The following is a 15,415-nucleotide window of genomic DNA, read 5'->3' on the forward strand; positions in this document are numbered from 1 at the left end:
TCCATAAACACGCCCGCCCGGCGAGCGCCTGCTACACCGGATCCGCTCCGGCGCATCCCTTTACTCCGCTTCGCAGATAACCGGATGCGCTCAGATTTCATGACCCCATGCGCAAAAATCATACCCCCCTGCGCGCATCGGTATCTAGTGCCGAACCGTCGAGTACGATACGCCACTGCCAGCCGCGGCTCGTCCGGCCCCGATAAAAAACAGGGAACCCAAACATGACATCCTCCCCCTTTTCCTTCTCGCTCGACCGGCGGCATTTTCTTGCCGGCGCGGCCAGCCTCGCGGCGCTTTCTGCCGGTTTCATTACAGACGCCAGTGCGCAAGGCGCGGACACACCGAAGAAGGGTGGCGTTTTGAAATTGGGTATCGGCGGCGGCAGCACCACTGATAACCTCGATCCCCGCATCCTGAAAGACTGGGTGCCGGTCAATCAGGCCTTCATGATCATGAACGGCCTTGTCGAGATCGATGCCAGCAATCACGCTGTGCCTGAATTGTTCGAAAGCTGGGAAGCGCAGCCCGGCGCCGTGGAGTGGGTCTTCAAGCTGCGTCAGGGTGTCACCTTCCACAATGGCAAGACCCTGACAGTGGAAGACGTCATCTACTCCATCAACCTGCACCGTGGCGAAACCACCTCTGCGGCACGCTCGGTTGCGTCTGCGCTCAAGAGCGTCGACAAGATTTCCGACACCGAGGTCAAGATCGTCCTCGAAAGCGGTAATGCAGACCTTCCTTACATCCTGTCCGACTACCATTTCCTCGTTGTGCCCGAAGGCTGGACGGATTTCAGCAAACCTGTCGGCACCGGGCCGTTCGTGTTCGAAAGCTACGATCCGGGCGTTCGTTCGCGCTTTACCCGTAATCCGAATTACTGGAAGCCGAATGCCGCTCACGTTGACGCTGTGGAAGTCATCGTCATCAACGATATCGCCGCACGCACCAATGCCATGATGTCGGGTCAGGTCCATGCGATCAACCAGCTCGACTTCAAGACAGTAGACCTGCTGCGCCGTAACCCCAACCTCAACATCGTCCAGTCGGCTGGCGGCCAGCACTTCACATTCCTGATGGATTGCACGCAGGCGCCATACAAGGACAACAATATCCGCCTTGCCATCAAGCACGCCATCGACCGCGAGCAGCTTTTGAAAACCGCGCTGCGTGGCTATGGCCGCATCGGGAACGATCATCCGATCCCGAGTTCTGACCGCTTCTATGCCGCGGATCTGGCGCAGCGTCCATACGACCCCGAGAAGGCGAAGTTTTATCTGAAGCAGGCTGGCCTCGATACGCTCAAGGTAGAGATTTCCGCTTCCGACGCCGCCTTCTCCGGCGCTGTGGATGCAGCGGCGATTTTCCGCACGAGTGCGGCCAAGGGCGGCATCGATGTTTCGATCAAGCGCGAACCCGCCGATGGCTACTGGGACAATGTCTGGATGAAAGCTCCATTCTGCATGTCATACTGGGGCGGACGCCCGACAGCAGACCAGATGCTGACCATCGCTTACCAGTCCACCTCGGCGCAAAATGATACCCATTGGAAGAACGAAAACTTCGACAGGAAACTCATCGAGGCGCGTGCACTTCTCGATGATGCGAAGCGCAAGGAAATCTATGCCGAGCTTCAGGCGCTCATCTCCAATGAGGGCGGCGCCATGATCCCGATGTTCGGAGATTATCTGGATGCGACATCCAAGAAACTGAAGGGCGTGACCACGCATCCGATGTTCAACTTCATGGGTGCCCGTCTCGCTGAAAAGGTCTGGTTGGACGCATAATGACTAAGCTTATCCTGAAGCGCATTGCTTTGGGTATTTTGACGCTTCTGCTGGTGTCGGCGCTTATTTTCGCTGGCACTCAGCTTCTTCCCGGAGATGTGGCGTCGGCAATACTCGGACAGAATGCGACGCCTGAATCTCTCGCCGTGCTGCGCGCCGATCTCGGTCTGGAGCAGCCCCTTCTGCAACGTTATCTTTCCTGGCTCGGCGGTTTCGTGACCGGCGACCTTGGAAATTCGCTGGCAAACCACCAGCCCGTTGCAGCTCTCTTATGGCCCCGGTTCTGGAACACCATGGCGCTGGCGCTTTATGCCGCCGTCGTGTCCGTTCCGGTTGCTGTGCTTCTGGGTCTTTTCAGTGCCATCTGGCGCGGCAGCCTGTTCGATCGGGCTGTCAACATTGTTGCGCTGGGCTTTGTTTCCCTTCCGGAATATTTTCTGGGCCTGTTGCTGATCCTTTTCGTGTCCGTGCAGTACAATCTTTTGCCGAGCCTTGCCGACACCTATCCGGGCATGGGCTTTGCGGATTGGCTGAAAGCCACCACGCTTCCGGCTCTGACGCTGGTTCTGGTGACTGTGGCGCAGATGCTGCGCATGACCCGTACCGCCGTTCTTGCGGTAATGGATCAGGCCTATGTCGAAACGGCTTATCTCAAGGGATTGCGGACCAAACGCGTGGTTCTTCGCCACGCACTTCCCAATGCCGCGGCCCCGATCGTCAACGTCGTATCGTTCAACATCGCCTATCTCATCACCGGTGTGGTGCTGGTAGAGGCCGTGTTCAACTATAACGGCCTTGGCCGTTTCATGGTCGATGCCGTTTCGAAGCGGGACCTTCCGCTGGTACAGGCGGCAGCCCTCGTTTTCGGCGCAACCTACGTCATTCTAAACATCATTGCCGATGTGTCGGCAATTGCGCTTAACCCGCGCCTGAGGCACCCCCGATGAAAATGCTCCGCACCATCACCCCAACCGCATGGGTCGGTCTTTTCATCATTTCGGTCAACATCGTCCTGTTCGCAGCCGGTCCGCATATTGCGCCTTTCGGGCAGGAGGAGATCGTCGGTTCGCCTTTCGATCCGCCTTCGGCAATGCACTGGTTTGGCCTTGATCAGAACGGCCGCGATATGCTGTCGCGCCTTTTGGCCGGTGCGCAAATCTCCATCGGCGTTTCGCTGGCGGCGTCCCTGCTCTCCTTCACAATCGGGATCACGCTTGGTTTCATCGCGGCCATCTTCGGCGGCTGGATCGATATGGTTCTTTCGCGCATCGTCGACACTGTCATGTGTATTCCAGTGCTGATCTCGGCTCTTGTCGTGCTGCAGGCGCTAGGCTCGTCCATCCCCGTGCTGATAGTGACCATTGCGCTTCTGGATTCCACCCGCGTCTTCCGTCTGGCGCGCATTGTCGCCCAGGGCGTGAATGTGCTGGAATATGCCGAGACCGCGCGCCTGCGCGGAGAAGGCCTGATCTGGCTGGTGTTCAGGGAGATACTGCCCAATGCCCTGCCGCCGCTCATTGCGGAATTCGGCCTGCGTTTCTGCTTCACCTTTCTGTTCGTAGCCGGTCTGTCCTTTCTCGGGCTTGGCGTTCAGCCGCCTTTCGCAGACTGGGGCGGCATGGTGAAGGACAACCAGCAGGCCATTCTTTACGGCCTCTACGCACCGCTTTATCCGGCCGCTGCCATCGCCGTTCTCACCATCGGCGTCAATCTCGTCGTGGACTGGCTGCTGGCCGGCCGCAGCGCCATTCAGGGAGCAGACCGATGAGTAACAATGAGGTCCTGCAAATTCGCGGCCTGAAAGTTGCCGCACCGAATGGAGCTATTCTGGTTGATGGTATCGATCTGGATCTCAAGCGCGGTGAGGTCAAAGGGCTGATCGGTGAATCCGGCGCCGGTAAATCCACCATCGGGCTTGCGGCCATGGGATATGGCCGCAACGGTTGCCGCATCGTTGGTGGAGAAATCGTCGTGAACGGCGTTTCGCTGATGACGGTCGATCGCGCCGGTCGTGAGGCGGCGCGCGGTGCGCGCATCGCCTATGTGGCGCAAAGTGCAGCTGCGGCGTTCAACCCTGCCATGAAGATTGGCGAACAGATTGTCGAGGGACCGCTTTACCACGGCGTCATGAACCGGCGGGAAGCTGAAGCCTGGATGCTGGAACTGCTGCAGGCGCTGCAACTTCCCGATTATCAGAATTTCGGCGACCGTTACCCGCATCAGGTCTCCGGTGGGCAGTTACAGCGCGCGATGGTGGCCATGGCTATGTCATGCCGCCCTGACATACTCGTGCTGGACGAACCTACCACGGCACTCGATGTCACCACGCAGATAGAGGTTCTGGCCCTGCTCCGCAGTCTCATCCAGCGCTACGATACCGCCGCCCTCTACATCACGCATGACCTTGCCGTCGTCGCGCAGATTGCAGACAGCATCATGGTCTTGCGCCATGGCAAAAAGGTGGAGGCCGGTTCTGCCGAGGATATTCTCGAGCACCCGCAGGAAGACTATACGCGCCGTCTTGTTTCCGAACGCCAAGCCAGCATGTCTGGCGAATCCGTGCAGAACAGGGGTGGTGAAATCCTGCTCGAAGCGCGTGACGTCACCGCCTATTACGGTCGCAAGAAGGTGCTGGACAACGTTCACTGCGAAATCCGAAAGGGCGAAACACTGGCAGTCGTGGGTGAGTCCGGTTCGGGAAAATCCACTTTGGCCAGGGTTATCGCCGGGTTGCCGCCGCAATCTTCCGGTGTGGTTTCGCTGGCTGGACACCGGCTTGCGGACAAGTACTCCAGGCGTTCCCGCGAAGATCTGCGCCGTATCCAGCTCGTCTACCAGCTTCCGGATGTGGCGCTCAATCCACGCCACACCGTCGGCGAGATCATCGGCCGACCCATGTCGTTCTATTTCGGAATGAATGAAGATGAGCGCGCCTCCGAGGTGAACCGGTTGCTGGACCTGATCGGTCTGCCCCGGGAGTTTGCAGAGCGCCTGCCAAAAGCGCTTTCCGGGGGGCAGAAGCAGCGCGTGTGTATCGCACGCGCACTTGCCGCAAGACCCGATCTTATCATCTGCGACGAGGTGACATCGGCACTTGATCCTCTCGTGGCGGAAGAAATTCTCAGACTGTTGCGCTCGTTGCAGGATGAACTGGGCGTCTCCTATCTGTTCATCACCCATGACCTCGGCGTCGTTCGCCGGCTCGCCGACAGGACGATGGTGATGCAGCATGGCCGCATTGTCGAAACCGGCACAACCAAGGAGGTTTTTGCACCTCCTTACCAACCCTATACCGAACAGCTCATCACCTCGGTCCCCGAACTGCGGCGCGACTGGCTGGATGGCGTGCTGGCAAAACGTGGCCTCCCCGCCGCATGATCTGCGGGGCGGTTCACTCTTTGATGGGAGCCGCCTCGCATTCTTTCATTGTTGTCTCCCGGCAAAGCGATGCCCGCTTCAAATGACCCGACTGGAATACCCCAAATGACAATACGTGTTGAAGAACATATCTGGATTCCCATGAGCGATGGCGTACGCCTTGGTGCTCGCCTTTGGCTGCCGGAGGGCGCGGAACAATCGCCGGTTCCCGCCATTCTCGAGTATATTCCCTATCGCAAGCGAGACGGAACCCGCGGGCGCGACGAGCCGATGCACGGCTATTTTGCCAGCCAGGGATATGCCGCAATTCGCGTGGACATGCGTGGCACAGGCGAATCCGATGGCCACATGGCGGACGAATATCTGAAGCAGGAACAGGACGACGCACTCGAGGTGATCGACTGGATTTCCCGCCAGCCGTGGTGCAGCGGCAATGTCGGCATGATGGGCAAGAGCTGGGGCGGCTTCAACGGCCTGCAGGTCGCCGCCCGCCGTCCGCCGGCACTGAAAGCCGTCATCACCGCCTATTCGACCGACAACCGTTATACCGACGACATTCACTATATGGGCGGTCTGCTGCTGAACGACAATCTGTGGTGGGGCACCATCATGCTTGCTTATCAGAGCCGTCCGCTTGATCCGGAGATCGTTGGCGACACGTGGCGCGACAGCTGGATCGAGCGCCTGGAGAAGCTCCCCTTCTTTCCCGCACTCTGGCTGGAACACCAACGTTACGACGATTACTGGAAACACGGCTCGGTCTGCGAAGACTGGAGCGCCATTGAATGCCCGGTCCTTGCCATCGGCGCATGGGCGGACAGCTATACCAATGCCGTCCCGCGGCTTCTGGAGAACCTTCAGGTCCCGCGTCGCGGCATCATCGGTCCGTGGGGCCATATCTACCCCCAAGATGGTGTTCCCGGTCCCGCAATTGGCTTCCTGCAGGAAGCAACGCGCTGGTGGGACCATTGGCTGAAAGGCAAGGACACCGGCGTCATGGACGAGCCGATGCTGCGCGCCTTCGTCAGCGACACAATCGAACCGACCGGCACGCGCACGACGACGCAAGGCCGCTGGGTGGGCGAAGCAACATGGCCTTCGCCTGAAATTGCAACCCGATCACTTTACCCCGGCGCAGCGAAGGAACTGCGCGATACGGCAAGCGAACCGGCAATTCTCAGCATTCGTTCGCCGCAAAGCCACGGCAAGGCGGGCGGGGAATGGATGGCGACGGGTTGCCCCGGCGAACATCCAACCGATCAGCGGCTCGACAACGGTGGCGCGCTCGTTTTCGAAACCGCCTCGCTGGAAGAGGATTTCGATATTCTCGGTGCGCCGGTAGCGCGTCTGCGCATTGCCGCAGATTGCCCCGTCGCGCAGATTTCACTGCGCCTCAACGATGTCTTGCCGGATGGCCGTGTCACACGTGTCAGTTATCAGGTTTTTAACCTGACGCACCGCGATAGCCACGAAAATCCGGAAGCGTTGGAACCCGGCAAATTTTACGATGTCGCAATCAAGCTCAATGATTGCGGATATCATTTTGCCAAAGGGCACCGGCTGCAACTCGCCATCGCCACAGCCTACTGGCCGATGGTATGGACATCGCCTTACGACGCGACGATCAGCGTTTCCGTTGCAGAAAGCGCGCTTGACCTGCCCGTGCGTGCCGCCGGTGACGGCAAGCCGGTGCGTTTCGAGGCCCCTGCCCACGGCCCATCGACACCCATGACGCAGGTCGATCCCGGCACGGTCCGCCGCTGGACCGAACAGGACCATGAGACGGGTATCAACACCTATGTTACGGAAGGCGTGGGCGGCTTGTTCGGCGAGGGCGTGTTGCGGTTTGATGACATCGACACCGAACTCAGCCATAGCCTGCGGCGTGAATTGACCATTCGCGACGGAGATCCCCTCTCCGCGAAATACATCCTCACCCAGACATATGAAATTGGCCGCGATGGGTGGCGCATCAAGATCGAGAGCCGCACCGAGATGCGCTCCGACAGGGAGAATTTCTACCTGACCGGAGAACTTTCGGCACTCGAAAATGGCAGTCTCGTCAAAACCCGGAAGTGGGATGAGCGCTACAAACGCGACCTCATCTGATGTTGCATGGCCCCTGCAGCTATTTGCGGGGGCCTAAAACATGCCATTGTCTCGGTACGGTATCTGTCAGCTTTCCTGTTCAGGAGCGATCAATGTCACGGTTGGGAAACAGGATCGATATGGCCTACGTCTCGTGTCAGAAGCGGGAGACCTTGAACCGCGGCATGAGCCCCAATAAAAAAGTCTGGCAAAACGCCTGTGCGGGATCCGCCCGCACGGCGATACTGCGTGAAGAGCTTCCCCGCTAAAAAAATGTAGAGCGAGTAAAAGGGATCAATTTCAGTCCCACCTCATGCACAAATGCATCCAACGCTTCTATGCGTTCATATCGAACAGATGCCGATTTCAACGGTGTAGTTTCAAGGGCCTGCCCTGACCAACACAACTTTTTGTCGAGACGCGAAAATTAGAAAAACTAATAGTTGACGCAGCCGTACAAGCACGCTACAACGAACCATCGAATTTGCTTGCTTAGCTTTGCTTGTTGCGCGATTGGCACCGCGTTCTGAACGAACCTTTCCTTTCAAAATCGCTATCAATTTCCGCAGCGCTTTTTAGTGCTGTGGTTCCTCTATCGCTATGAAAGGGTTCATCATGACCACTGGCACAGTTAAATGGTTCAATTCCACTAAAGGCTTCGGCTTCATTCAGCCTGACAACGGCGGCACAGATGCTTTCGTTCATATCTCCGCCGTGGAGCGGGCTGGTATGCGCGAACTCGTCGAAGGCCAGAAGATCGGCTTCGACCTGGAACGCGACAACAAGTCCGGCAAAATGTCGGCCTGCAATCTGCAGGCTGCCTAACGGGTTTTGCTTCCCTTTGACCACGGATGTACTGGCACTGCCGGAAGCACCCCGAACCAATCAAGGCCAGGCAAATTGCCTGGCCTTTTGTTTTCCGCTCGCATGCCGAGCCTTACCACCGGAACACCCATGACAGAAAAATACAGTATCTCGCGCCAGAAGGCCGAGGTTGCCTTCAGCAATATCCAGACGCCGTTCTTCGCAAAGGACAAAGCGCTCGACGAGCTTGATTCGATCACGCAATCCCGTGACGCCAAGACCTTGCGGCTTCGGGAAGCACGTCTTGCAAAGGAACAGTCTGATCGCATTTCTGCGACATCCGCTCTTCTTGCCAAGCGTGCCCGTGCACGATGATGGTTTTGACGGCATCGTCAGAACAGGTGCCTGAAGCCAATTCGCATCAGACGACTTCCTGACCATCCCGGTATTTACAGACGCCGGGCCTTGAGCTGTTGCATGCCTGTCAACTCCCAGGCAAGCTTACGTTCCAGCTGCCCAAGCGCGGCGCCAGTTATATTAAATCACTAAATTAGAATTATATTTAAAAACCGAAGCTATCGGCGTTTACGTCTCGCTCCAGGTCATCGTGTAACGCGTTCCCTTGGCCTGTTCCAGGTGCGTATGCGTTTGCTCGACGCGAGCACCAATGTTCTGAGCCATTGCCATAATCAGCTTTGTTCCGAGGCCAGTTCCACGCGGAGATGCGTCGGGCTTTGAACCGACACCATCATCTTCGACAACGAGAACAAATTGCCGATTTTCTTCCGAAAGTCCGACGCGAACCGTGCCGGATTGATCTGGATAGGCGTACTTCAGCGCGTTGGTCAGCAGCTCGGTGATGATGACACCCAGAGCTACGGCATGGTCTGCCTTGAGGCTGATGTCACAAAGCGATGTTTCGACGGTAATGGACGAAGATCCTGGAACCGCCTGAAACAACCCATCGATGATCGACGTCAGGTACGAATTGAGCGATACCAGACCTATATTGTCGGTATTGTAAAGGCTGCGGTGAACGCCGGCGATCGCCGAAATCCTGCTTTGGGTTTCCAGCAATGCGACTTCGGCTTCCTCAGACTTGATGGTGTTTATCTGCAGGCGAATCATGGCGGATACCAGCGAGAGGCTGTTGGCGACCCGATGGTTCATCTCCTTCACCATCATTTCCGCATGTTCCTTGGCCTTCACCAGCAACCGGTCGGATTCCTCCTTCGTCTGACGCAGACGATGGTTTTCCAGCGCCTGATCGATAGCCGTAAGCAACAGCGGGAAAAAGTCGTCGCCGACATTCTTTATGACGTAGTCGGCGGCACCCGCCTTGAGGGCGTCGATCGCGATCTGGGCTTCGTTCGATCCCGTTACATAAAGAACGGGAACCCGCCCCGGCAAGGACTGAATCGCGGCAAGGAACTCCATTCCCGTCGATGTCTGGAAGTAATGGTCCAGAACGACGATATCGAACTGCTCGTCTTGAAACATCTTGAGCCCGGACGCCACGGATGCGGCATGGACCACCTCCATTCCGTGACGACCAAGGATCCGGCTGGAAAGTCGTGCCAGAGCCGGATCATCATCAACATACAAAACGCGCAATGCCATCATGCCTTCAAGGTACTTGAATTACGGAGAAGAACAGGCCGAGGTTCTTTATCGCACTCGCAAAGCCTTCGTAGTCGACCGGCTTGGTTATATAGACATTTGCACCAAGGTCATAACATTTCTGAATCTCGGTTTCGTCATCCGTCGTCGTCAAAACGACCACCGGCAAACGGCGCGTATATTCGTTACTCTTGATCTCCTCGAGAATTCGGATACCCGACATATCAGGGAGGTTAAGATCGAGCAAAACGAGAAGATATCGATCTTTGCTGACAACACCATCGCGGTTTTCACCGAGGATGTAGTCGAGTGCCTTTGCACCGAGCGTAAAGGGCATGATCTCGTTATTCACACCTGCGCGACGCACGTTCTTCTCGATCAGCCGAGCATGACCTTCGTCATCCTCGATCATAATGATCGTTACCTCTTGACCGGTTGCCTTCATTTTTCGCCTTCTTTCGTCACTTTTCTGAGATCGCTCGGCAGCAGCAACGTAAATGTACTGCCTTTGCCAAGTTCGGAACTCACCTTAATGTCTCCTCCTAAACTTCTTATTAGCGACCGAACATGGGCAAGGCCGATGCCTTCCCCCGGCTGATCCTGATCACCAGCGCGGCGAAAGAGTTCGAACACCCGTTCCAGATCATGCTGGCCGATGCCGCGCCCGTTGTCGCTGACTTCGATGCTGATGGCACCTCGCCCGGACGGATAAGCGCGGGCAGTCAATCGCAGCGGTCGTCCAGGCATCTGGTATTTCACCGCATTGTCGAAAAGATTGCCAAGGATTTGGTCGAGAGAGATGCGATCCGTCACGACTGTCAGCTTTGATGTCTCGACATTGATCTCGCCGCCGTTGGCATTGATCTGGTGACGAACCGTCTCGGAGAGCGATGACAGCAATGTCTCTATGTCGACCTTTTCCGGTTGCAGCTTTCGCTGACCATCGCGGGATATCTTCAAGATCGCATTGATGAGCTGGTCCATCTTGCGTGTCGAAGAGCGGATGAAACTGATCGCCTCGGGAAGATCTTCCTCGACAGCCAGTCTGGCATCCCGAACCACGTCATCGGAAGGCATTTTGCCGTCTGCGAGCACATAGGCGCTGACCGGCTTCAGGGACGTATCGAATTCGGAGAGGAACCCCATGATATTAACGAGCGGCGCACGCAAATCATGCGTGACGATATAGGCGAAGCGCTGAATTTCCTGATTGGCGCTGCGAAGATCACGGGTTCTTTCCTCGACCCGCTCCTCCAGATGGCGATTTAGCTCGTCAACATCTTCCCGAGACCGGTTCAACGCACGGATATATGTGAAGACCAGAAAGATTGAACCGCCGACAACAAGCAGGATCGCCAGCGTGCCGCCGAGCGTGACCCATTGCAATGTATTGGCGGCGCCAAGTTGGTCTCCGACGATGATGCGGAGCCGATCGTCGGTCTGCGATTGCAGCTTCGACAAGATCGCCCTGATTTCGTTCATGAATCGTTTGCCGTCATTCTCACGGACGACTTCGACTGCCTCGGTGATGCGTCCTGCCTTTTGCAGATCGATGGTTTCCTGGGTTTCAGCCAGCTTGTTGGCGACGGCATCACCGAGATCCGTCAGATCCTGCTCGTATTGCTTCTGGTCCTTCAGCACTTCGAGAAGTCTGGACTGCCTCTGCGGCAACAGGCTCAAGGCCTCCTGATAAGGGCTCAGATACTCGATGTTGTTGGTCAGCAGATAACCCCTCTGCCCCGTTTCAATGTCCTGCATCGACGTCAGGATATCGAGAACGGCTGCCCGCACGCGGCGCAACTCGGCTGTTTCTTGCGAGTACCGGTTGTTCACCTGCACCAGCCACAGCGAAGTGGCGACCATTCCGGTCAATATTGCAACACCCACAGCGAGCATAAACAGGCTTCGCTGAGCAAAAGGCGAAAAACTAATCACAGTTGTAAATTCCCGGCATGCACCTCATTCGCGGGCAAACTAGAATATGCGGCGCATTGAATCGAACGTTTTATTTTCGATTCATATGGGAACCACTTTTGACGACGCGCGTTGAGCAAGGCTGTAAAAATTATTCCGCTCAGAAAAGCGGATAGCGGCACGAAACATCACGGTTTTCAATCCGGAATGCCGGAGTTGCCTTAAACCACCTGAACCAGGTGGCCCGGGGAAACAGTTTTATAGTTTCGCGTCGGCGTTTGAAATCCTATCGGCCGTATCGGGCTTTTCAGCTCATCGTTGGATATGCCGCGCTTTATTCCGCGTCGCGCCGGATCGGGTACCGGCACTGCCGCCATGAGTTTCTTCGTGTAAGCATGTTGCGGATTGTCGAAGACGGCAGCGCGCGGACCGATCTCCACAATCTCACCGAGATACATCACCGCGACGCGATGGCTGACACGCTCCACCACCGCCATATCGTGGGAGATGAAGAGGAAGGCGAGATTGAGGCTCTGTTGCAGGTCGAGTAGCAGGTTGCAGACCTGCGCCTTGATCGAAACATCGAGAGCCGACACGCTTTCGTCGGCAACAATGACCTTCGGATCAAGGGCAAGCGCACGGGCAATCGCGATGCGCTGGCGCTGGCCGCCGGAAAATTCGTGAGGATAGCGGCTCGCCATGTCGGCGGTTAGACCAACCTTTTCGAGGAGATCGGCAGTCTTTTCCTTCGCCTGCTTCGTAGTGCCCAGTTTGTGCTTGATGAAGGGTTCGGAAATCGCCGTACCCACCGTCATGCGCGGATTGAGCGACGAGAACGGATCCTGAAAGATCATCTGTACGGACTTACGCATATTGCGCAGGCCGACGGTATCGAGCCGCATCACATCGTAACCATCGAGCGAAACCTCGCCGGCCGTCGGTTCGACAAGACGCATGATCGAGCGGCCGGTCGTCGACTTTCCGCAACCGGACTCGCCGACCAGTGCAAGCGTCTCCCCCTGAAACAGATCGAAGGAGACGTTTTCGACCGCGTGGACCGCACCCGTCTGCCGGGCCAAAAGGCCGGAGCGGATGGGAAACCGCGTCACGAGGTTCTTGACCGACAGGACAGGTGTCTGTCCGCTCGCAACCGTTTCGGCCACTTCTACCGGCTCGGTCGACAGGCCGGTTTTCATGTCGAGGACCGGAAATCGCGTCGGCCACTGCCGGTCGCGCATCGAGCCGAGCTTCGGCACCGCCGAAAGCAGCGCCCGCGTATAGGGATGCTTGCCGCGCTGGAATATATCCCCGGTGGGTCCGGTCTCGACCTCATCGCCCCGGAACATGACAATGGTGCGGTCGGCGATCTCCGCCACGACGCCCATATCATGAGTAATGAAGAGGACCGACATGCCCTCCTCTTCCTGAAGCAGTTTGATCAGATCGAGAATCTGGCCCTGAATGGTGACGTCGAGCGCGGTCGTCGGTTCATCGGCGATCAGCAGTTTCGGCCGGGAAGCGAGCGCCATTGCGATCATCACGCGCTGGCGCATGCCACCGGAAAACTGATGCGGATACTCGTCGAAGCGACCGGCCGCGTTGGGAATGCGAACCTTTTCGAGAAGCCGGACCGTCTCCGCCCTTGCCTGCTGCTTCGAAAAGCCCTTGTGCCGGATGAGGACCTCGGAAATCTGGCGGCCGATCGTGAAGATCGGATTGAGCGACGTCATAGGCTCCTGAAATATCATCGAGACGTCGTTGCCCCGCACGCCCCGCATGTCCTTCTCGGAAAGCGCCAGAAGATTGCGCCCGTTCAAGAGAACTTCACCCTCAATCCGGCTGAAAGCGGGGCTAAGCAGGCGCATGATGGACAGCGAGGTGACGGACTTTCCCGAACCGGACTCACCGACAATCGCGACGGTTTCGCCCGGAGCGACATCGAAGGAGACGTTACGGACGACGCTCTTCCAAGCATCATCGACGAGAAAAGAAGTGGTCAGGTTTCTAACGGAGAGAACAGGCGTCGTATTCATGATGTCATCGTCCCACAGCATAGGCCTGCATCAGTCGCGGCGTTGCGGCGGCCCGCAGCAGGCCATCGGCATCCCGCCGTGCGGCAGTCAGGCGCCCCACCGACCACGCATCGGCAACGGTGACCTTGTGTCCGCGGCTGCGAAGCTCCTGCAGCGTGATATCACCCACGGTGCTTTCAACCATGATCTCGCCCGGCGAGCTGGTGCGCGGATAAAACGAGCCGGGAAAATGCGAGGTATGGAACAGCGGCATGTCGATGGCCGCCTGCAGGTTCTTGCCGTGATGCGCATAACGCAGGAAGAAGGGCAGCTGCCATTGATCCTGCTGATCGCCGCCCGGAGTACCGAACACCATGGAAGGGCGTCCCTGATGCAGCGCGAGCGAGGGTGTCAACGTGGTGCGCGGGCGTTTTCCAGGTGCAAGCGAGGTCGGCAGGCCTTCCTTCAACCAGAACATCTGGGCGCGGGAATTGAGCGCAAAGCCCAATCCCGGAACGATTGGCGAGGATTGCAGCCAGCCGCCGGACGGCGTGGTTGAGACCATGTTGCCCCAGCGGTCGATGACATCGATATGCACGGTATCGCCGCGTTTTTCGGTAAGATGCGACATGGTGGGCTCGTAGACGGTGCCCTTGCCGCTCATTTCGGCGAGCATGGCCATGGTGGCGTCCACCTGCTTCTCGTAACCCGGCACGATGCCGGGACGCAGATCGAGCGATGCCTCGGTGCCGATCAGTTTACGACGCCCGGCATTGTAGCCTTCAGAGAGAAGATATTCCGTCGGAATCTGGCCGAAATCAGGATCGCCGTAATAGACCTCACGGTCGGCAAAGGCGAGCTTCATGGCCTCAACGATGGTGTGGATGAAATCGGGGCCGGACGGGTCCATGGCCGCAAGATCGAAGCCTTTCAACAGGGCGAGCGACTGCAACAGAACCGGTCCCTGCCCCCAGGCAGGCGTCTTTGCAATCGTCCAGTCATGATATTCAAGCGTCTGCGGCGCTTCGATGGTCGCGCTCCAGTCCGCCATATCCTGCGCCGTCAACACGCCCTTGTGCTTAGTGCCGCTTGCATCCATGACTTCAGCGGTCTTTACGTAAGTGTCGATGGCTTCCGCTACGAAACCCTGATAGAAGGCGTCGCGTGCGGCTTCAATCTGGTTTTCGCGACCCGAACGCGCTTCGGATTCAGTGACGATCCGCTTGTAGGTTTCCGCAAGTACAGGATTCCTGAAAAGGGCGTGCGGCTCGGGTGCGGCACCACCCGGCAGCCAGGTCTCGTAGGATGTCGGCCATTCCCCCTCGAAGAATTCCGCCAGCCCCTTGATGGTGGCGGAAACGCGCGGCAGGGTCGGATGTCCGTATTCGGCATAATAGATGGCCGGTTCCAGCACCTCGCGCACGCTCATCGTGCCGTAGTCGCGCAACATCAGCATCCAGCCATCGAAGGCTCCGGGAATGACGGTTGCAAGCAGACCATCGCCGGGAATCAGCTTAAGCCCCTCCGAGGTATAGTGCTCGATGGTGGCGCCACTCGGAGCAGGCCCCTGCGCGCAGATGACTTCGACCTTGTCCTTCTTCTTCGAATAAAAGACGGCAGGCATGTCGCCGCCGGGGCCACAGAGATGCGGTTCGACGATCTGCAGCACGAAGCCGGTGGCAACCGCTGCGTCGAAGGCGTTACCTCCCTTTTCGAGGATTGCCATGCCCACGGCCGATGCGATCCAGTGCGTCGAGGTGACGACGCCGAATGTGCCAAGGATCTCGGGGCGTGTGGTAAATTCGGTCATTC

12 protein-coding genes and 1 pseudogene are annotated in these 15,415 nt (G+C 57.6%); 7 read left to right on the top strand and 6 right to left on the bottom strand.

Translation table 11 applies throughout. The annotated features are described in order from the left end of the window. Positions 1-224 precede the first annotated feature (224 nt). From CRP02_RS03950 to CRP02_RS03970, 5 genes are all read left to right on the top strand, one after another. Positions 225-1,787 (top strand): ABC transporter substrate-binding protein, encoded by a 1,563-nt coding sequence (locus CRP02_RS03950; RefSeq protein ID WP_097170338.1) that lies wholly within the window; start codon positions 225-227, stop codon positions 1,785-1,787. Then, positions 1,787-2,734, top strand: coding sequence for an ABC transporter permease (locus CRP02_RS03955; protein ID WP_003517729.1), 948 nt, complete (start codon positions 1,787-1,789; stop codon positions 2,732-2,734). Before CRP02_RS03950 ends, CRP02_RS03955 begins: the two co-directional genes overlap by 1 nt. Next, entirely contained in the window at positions 2,731-3,555 is an 825-nt protein-coding gene (locus CRP02_RS03960; RefSeq protein WP_097100309.1) for an ABC transporter permease, read from the top strand. The genes CRP02_RS03955 and CRP02_RS03960 overlap by 4 nt, the downstream gene beginning before the upstream one ends. Further along, positions 3,552-5,165 carry an ABC transporter ATP-binding protein gene (locus CRP02_RS03965; RefSeq protein WP_097170339.1) on the top strand — a complete coding sequence of 538 codons (1,614 nt, stop codon included), beginning with the start codon at positions 3,552-3,554 and terminating at the stop codon, positions 5,163-5,165. Before CRP02_RS03960 ends, CRP02_RS03965 begins: the two co-directional genes overlap by 4 nt. 105 nt (positions 5,166-5,270) lie before the next feature. Next, on the top strand, positions 5,271-7,274 hold the full coding sequence (locus CRP02_RS03970; RefSeq protein WP_097170340.1) for a CocE/NonD family hydrolase: 2,004 nt from the start codon (positions 5,271-5,273) through the stop codon (positions 7,272-7,274). A 66-nt stretch (positions 7,275-7,340) separates the two neighbouring features. On the opposite strand, the pseudogene CRP02_RS27900 reads toward CRP02_RS03970, so the two are convergent. Further along, positions 7,341-7,611, bottom strand: a pseudogene (locus CRP02_RS27900) (type II toxin-antitoxin system VapC family toxin); the annotation flags it as partial. A 257-nt stretch (positions 7,612-7,868) separates the two neighbouring features. Between CRP02_RS27900 and CRP02_RS03980 the strand changes: the two are divergent. Then, positions 7,869-8,078: a cold-shock protein gene (locus tag CRP02_RS03980; RefSeq protein WP_003517737.1), complete on the top strand. Its 210-nt coding sequence runs from the start codon at positions 7,869-7,871 to the stop codon at positions 8,076-8,078. Positions 8,079-8,207: 129 nt separating this feature from the next. After that, positions 8,208-8,432 (top strand): hypothetical protein, encoded by a 225-nt coding sequence (locus CRP02_RS03985; protein ID WP_003517740.1) that lies wholly within the window; start codon positions 8,208-8,210, stop codon positions 8,430-8,432. Between the two features lie 210 nt (positions 8,433-8,642). On the opposite strand, the gene CRP02_RS03990 is transcribed toward CRP02_RS03985, so the two are convergent. The 5 genes from CRP02_RS03990 to CRP02_RS04010 all read right to left on the bottom strand — a co-directional run bounded on the left by CRP02_RS03990 (position 8,643) and on the right by CRP02_RS04010 (position 15,413). After that, the gene (locus CRP02_RS03990; RefSeq protein WP_097170341.1) at positions 8,643-9,680 is read right to left on the bottom strand and encodes a sensor histidine kinase; all 1,038 of its coding nucleotides are present in this window, start codon (positions 9,678-9,680) and stop codon (positions 8,643-8,645) included. Positions 9,681-9,684: 4 nt separating this feature from the next. Beyond that, positions 9,685-10,122, bottom strand: a complete 438-nt coding sequence (locus tag CRP02_RS03995) for a response regulator (protein ID WP_003517744.1) — start codon at positions 10,120-10,122, stop codon at positions 9,685-9,687. Beyond that, positions 10,119-11,573 (bottom strand): sensor histidine kinase, encoded by a 1,455-nt coding sequence (locus tag CRP02_RS04000; protein ID WP_097170342.1) that lies wholly within the window; start codon positions 11,571-11,573, stop codon positions 10,119-10,121. The genes CRP02_RS03995 and CRP02_RS04000 overlap by 4 nt, the downstream gene beginning before the upstream one ends. A 239-nt stretch (positions 11,574-11,812) precedes the next feature. Beyond that, on the bottom strand, positions 11,813-13,624 hold the full coding sequence (locus CRP02_RS04005; protein ID WP_097100486.1) for an ABC transporter ATP-binding protein: 1,812 nt from the start codon (positions 13,622-13,624) through the stop codon (positions 11,813-11,815). Positions 13,625-13,628: 4 nt separating this feature from the next. Further along, positions 13,629-15,413, bottom strand: a complete 1,785-nt coding sequence (locus tag CRP02_RS04010; RefSeq protein ID WP_097170343.1) for a gamma-glutamyltransferase family protein — start codon at positions 15,411-15,413, stop codon at positions 13,629-13,631. Between the last annotated feature and the right edge of the window lie 2 nt (positions 15,414-15,415).

The organism is Rhizobium sp. AN5 (assembly GCF_900215255.1).
Taxonomy (GTDB): Bacteria; Pseudomonadota; Alphaproteobacteria; order Rhizobiales; family Rhizobiaceae; genus Agrobacterium; species Agrobacterium tumefaciens.

What these genes read in the sequence shown, in the direction of transcription:
- CRP02_RS03995 (WP_003517744.1), bottom strand. Translation starts at nt 10,122, where the DNA reads ATGAAGGCAACCGGTCAAGAGGTAACGATCATTATGATCGAGGATGAC.
- CRP02_RS03955 (WP_003517729.1), top strand. Translation starts at nt 1,787, where the DNA reads ATGACTAAGCTTATCCTGAAGCGCATTGCTTTGGGTATTTTGACGCTT.
- CRP02_RS04000 (WP_097170342.1), bottom strand. Translation starts at nt 11,573, where the DNA reads ATGCTCGCTGTGGGTGTTGCAATATTGACCGGAATGGTCGCCACTTCG.
- CRP02_RS03965 (WP_097170339.1), top strand. Translation starts at nt 3,552, where the DNA reads ATGAGTAACAATGAGGTCCTGCAAATTCGCGGCCTGAAAGTTGCCGCA.
- CRP02_RS04005 (WP_097100486.1), bottom strand. Translation starts at nt 13,624, where the DNA reads ATGAATACGACGCCTGTTCTCTCCGTTAGAAACCTGACCACTTCTTTT.
- CRP02_RS04010 (WP_097170343.1), bottom strand. Translation starts at nt 15,413, where the DNA reads ATGACCGAATTTACCACACGCCCCGAGATCCTTGGCACATTCGGCGTC.
- CRP02_RS03990 (WP_097170341.1), bottom strand. Translation starts at nt 9,680, where the DNA reads ATGATGGCATTGCGCGTTTTGTATGTTGATGATGATCCGGCTCTGGCA.
- CRP02_RS03980 (WP_003517737.1), top strand. Translation starts at nt 7,869, where the DNA reads ATGACCACTGGCACAGTTAAATGGTTCAATTCCACTAAAGGCTTCGGC.
- CRP02_RS03970 (WP_097170340.1), top strand. Translation starts at nt 5,271, where the DNA reads ATGACAATACGTGTTGAAGAACATATCTGGATTCCCATGAGCGATGGC.
- CRP02_RS03985 (WP_003517740.1), top strand. Translation starts at nt 8,208, where the DNA reads ATGACAGAAAAATACAGTATCTCGCGCCAGAAGGCCGAGGTTGCCTTC.
- CRP02_RS03950 (WP_097170338.1), top strand. Translation starts at nt 225, where the DNA reads ATGACATCCTCCCCCTTTTCCTTCTCGCTCGACCGGCGGCATTTTCTT.
- CRP02_RS03960 (WP_097100309.1), top strand. Translation starts at nt 2,731, where the DNA reads ATGAAAATGCTCCGCACCATCACCCCAACCGCATGGGTCGGTCTTTTC.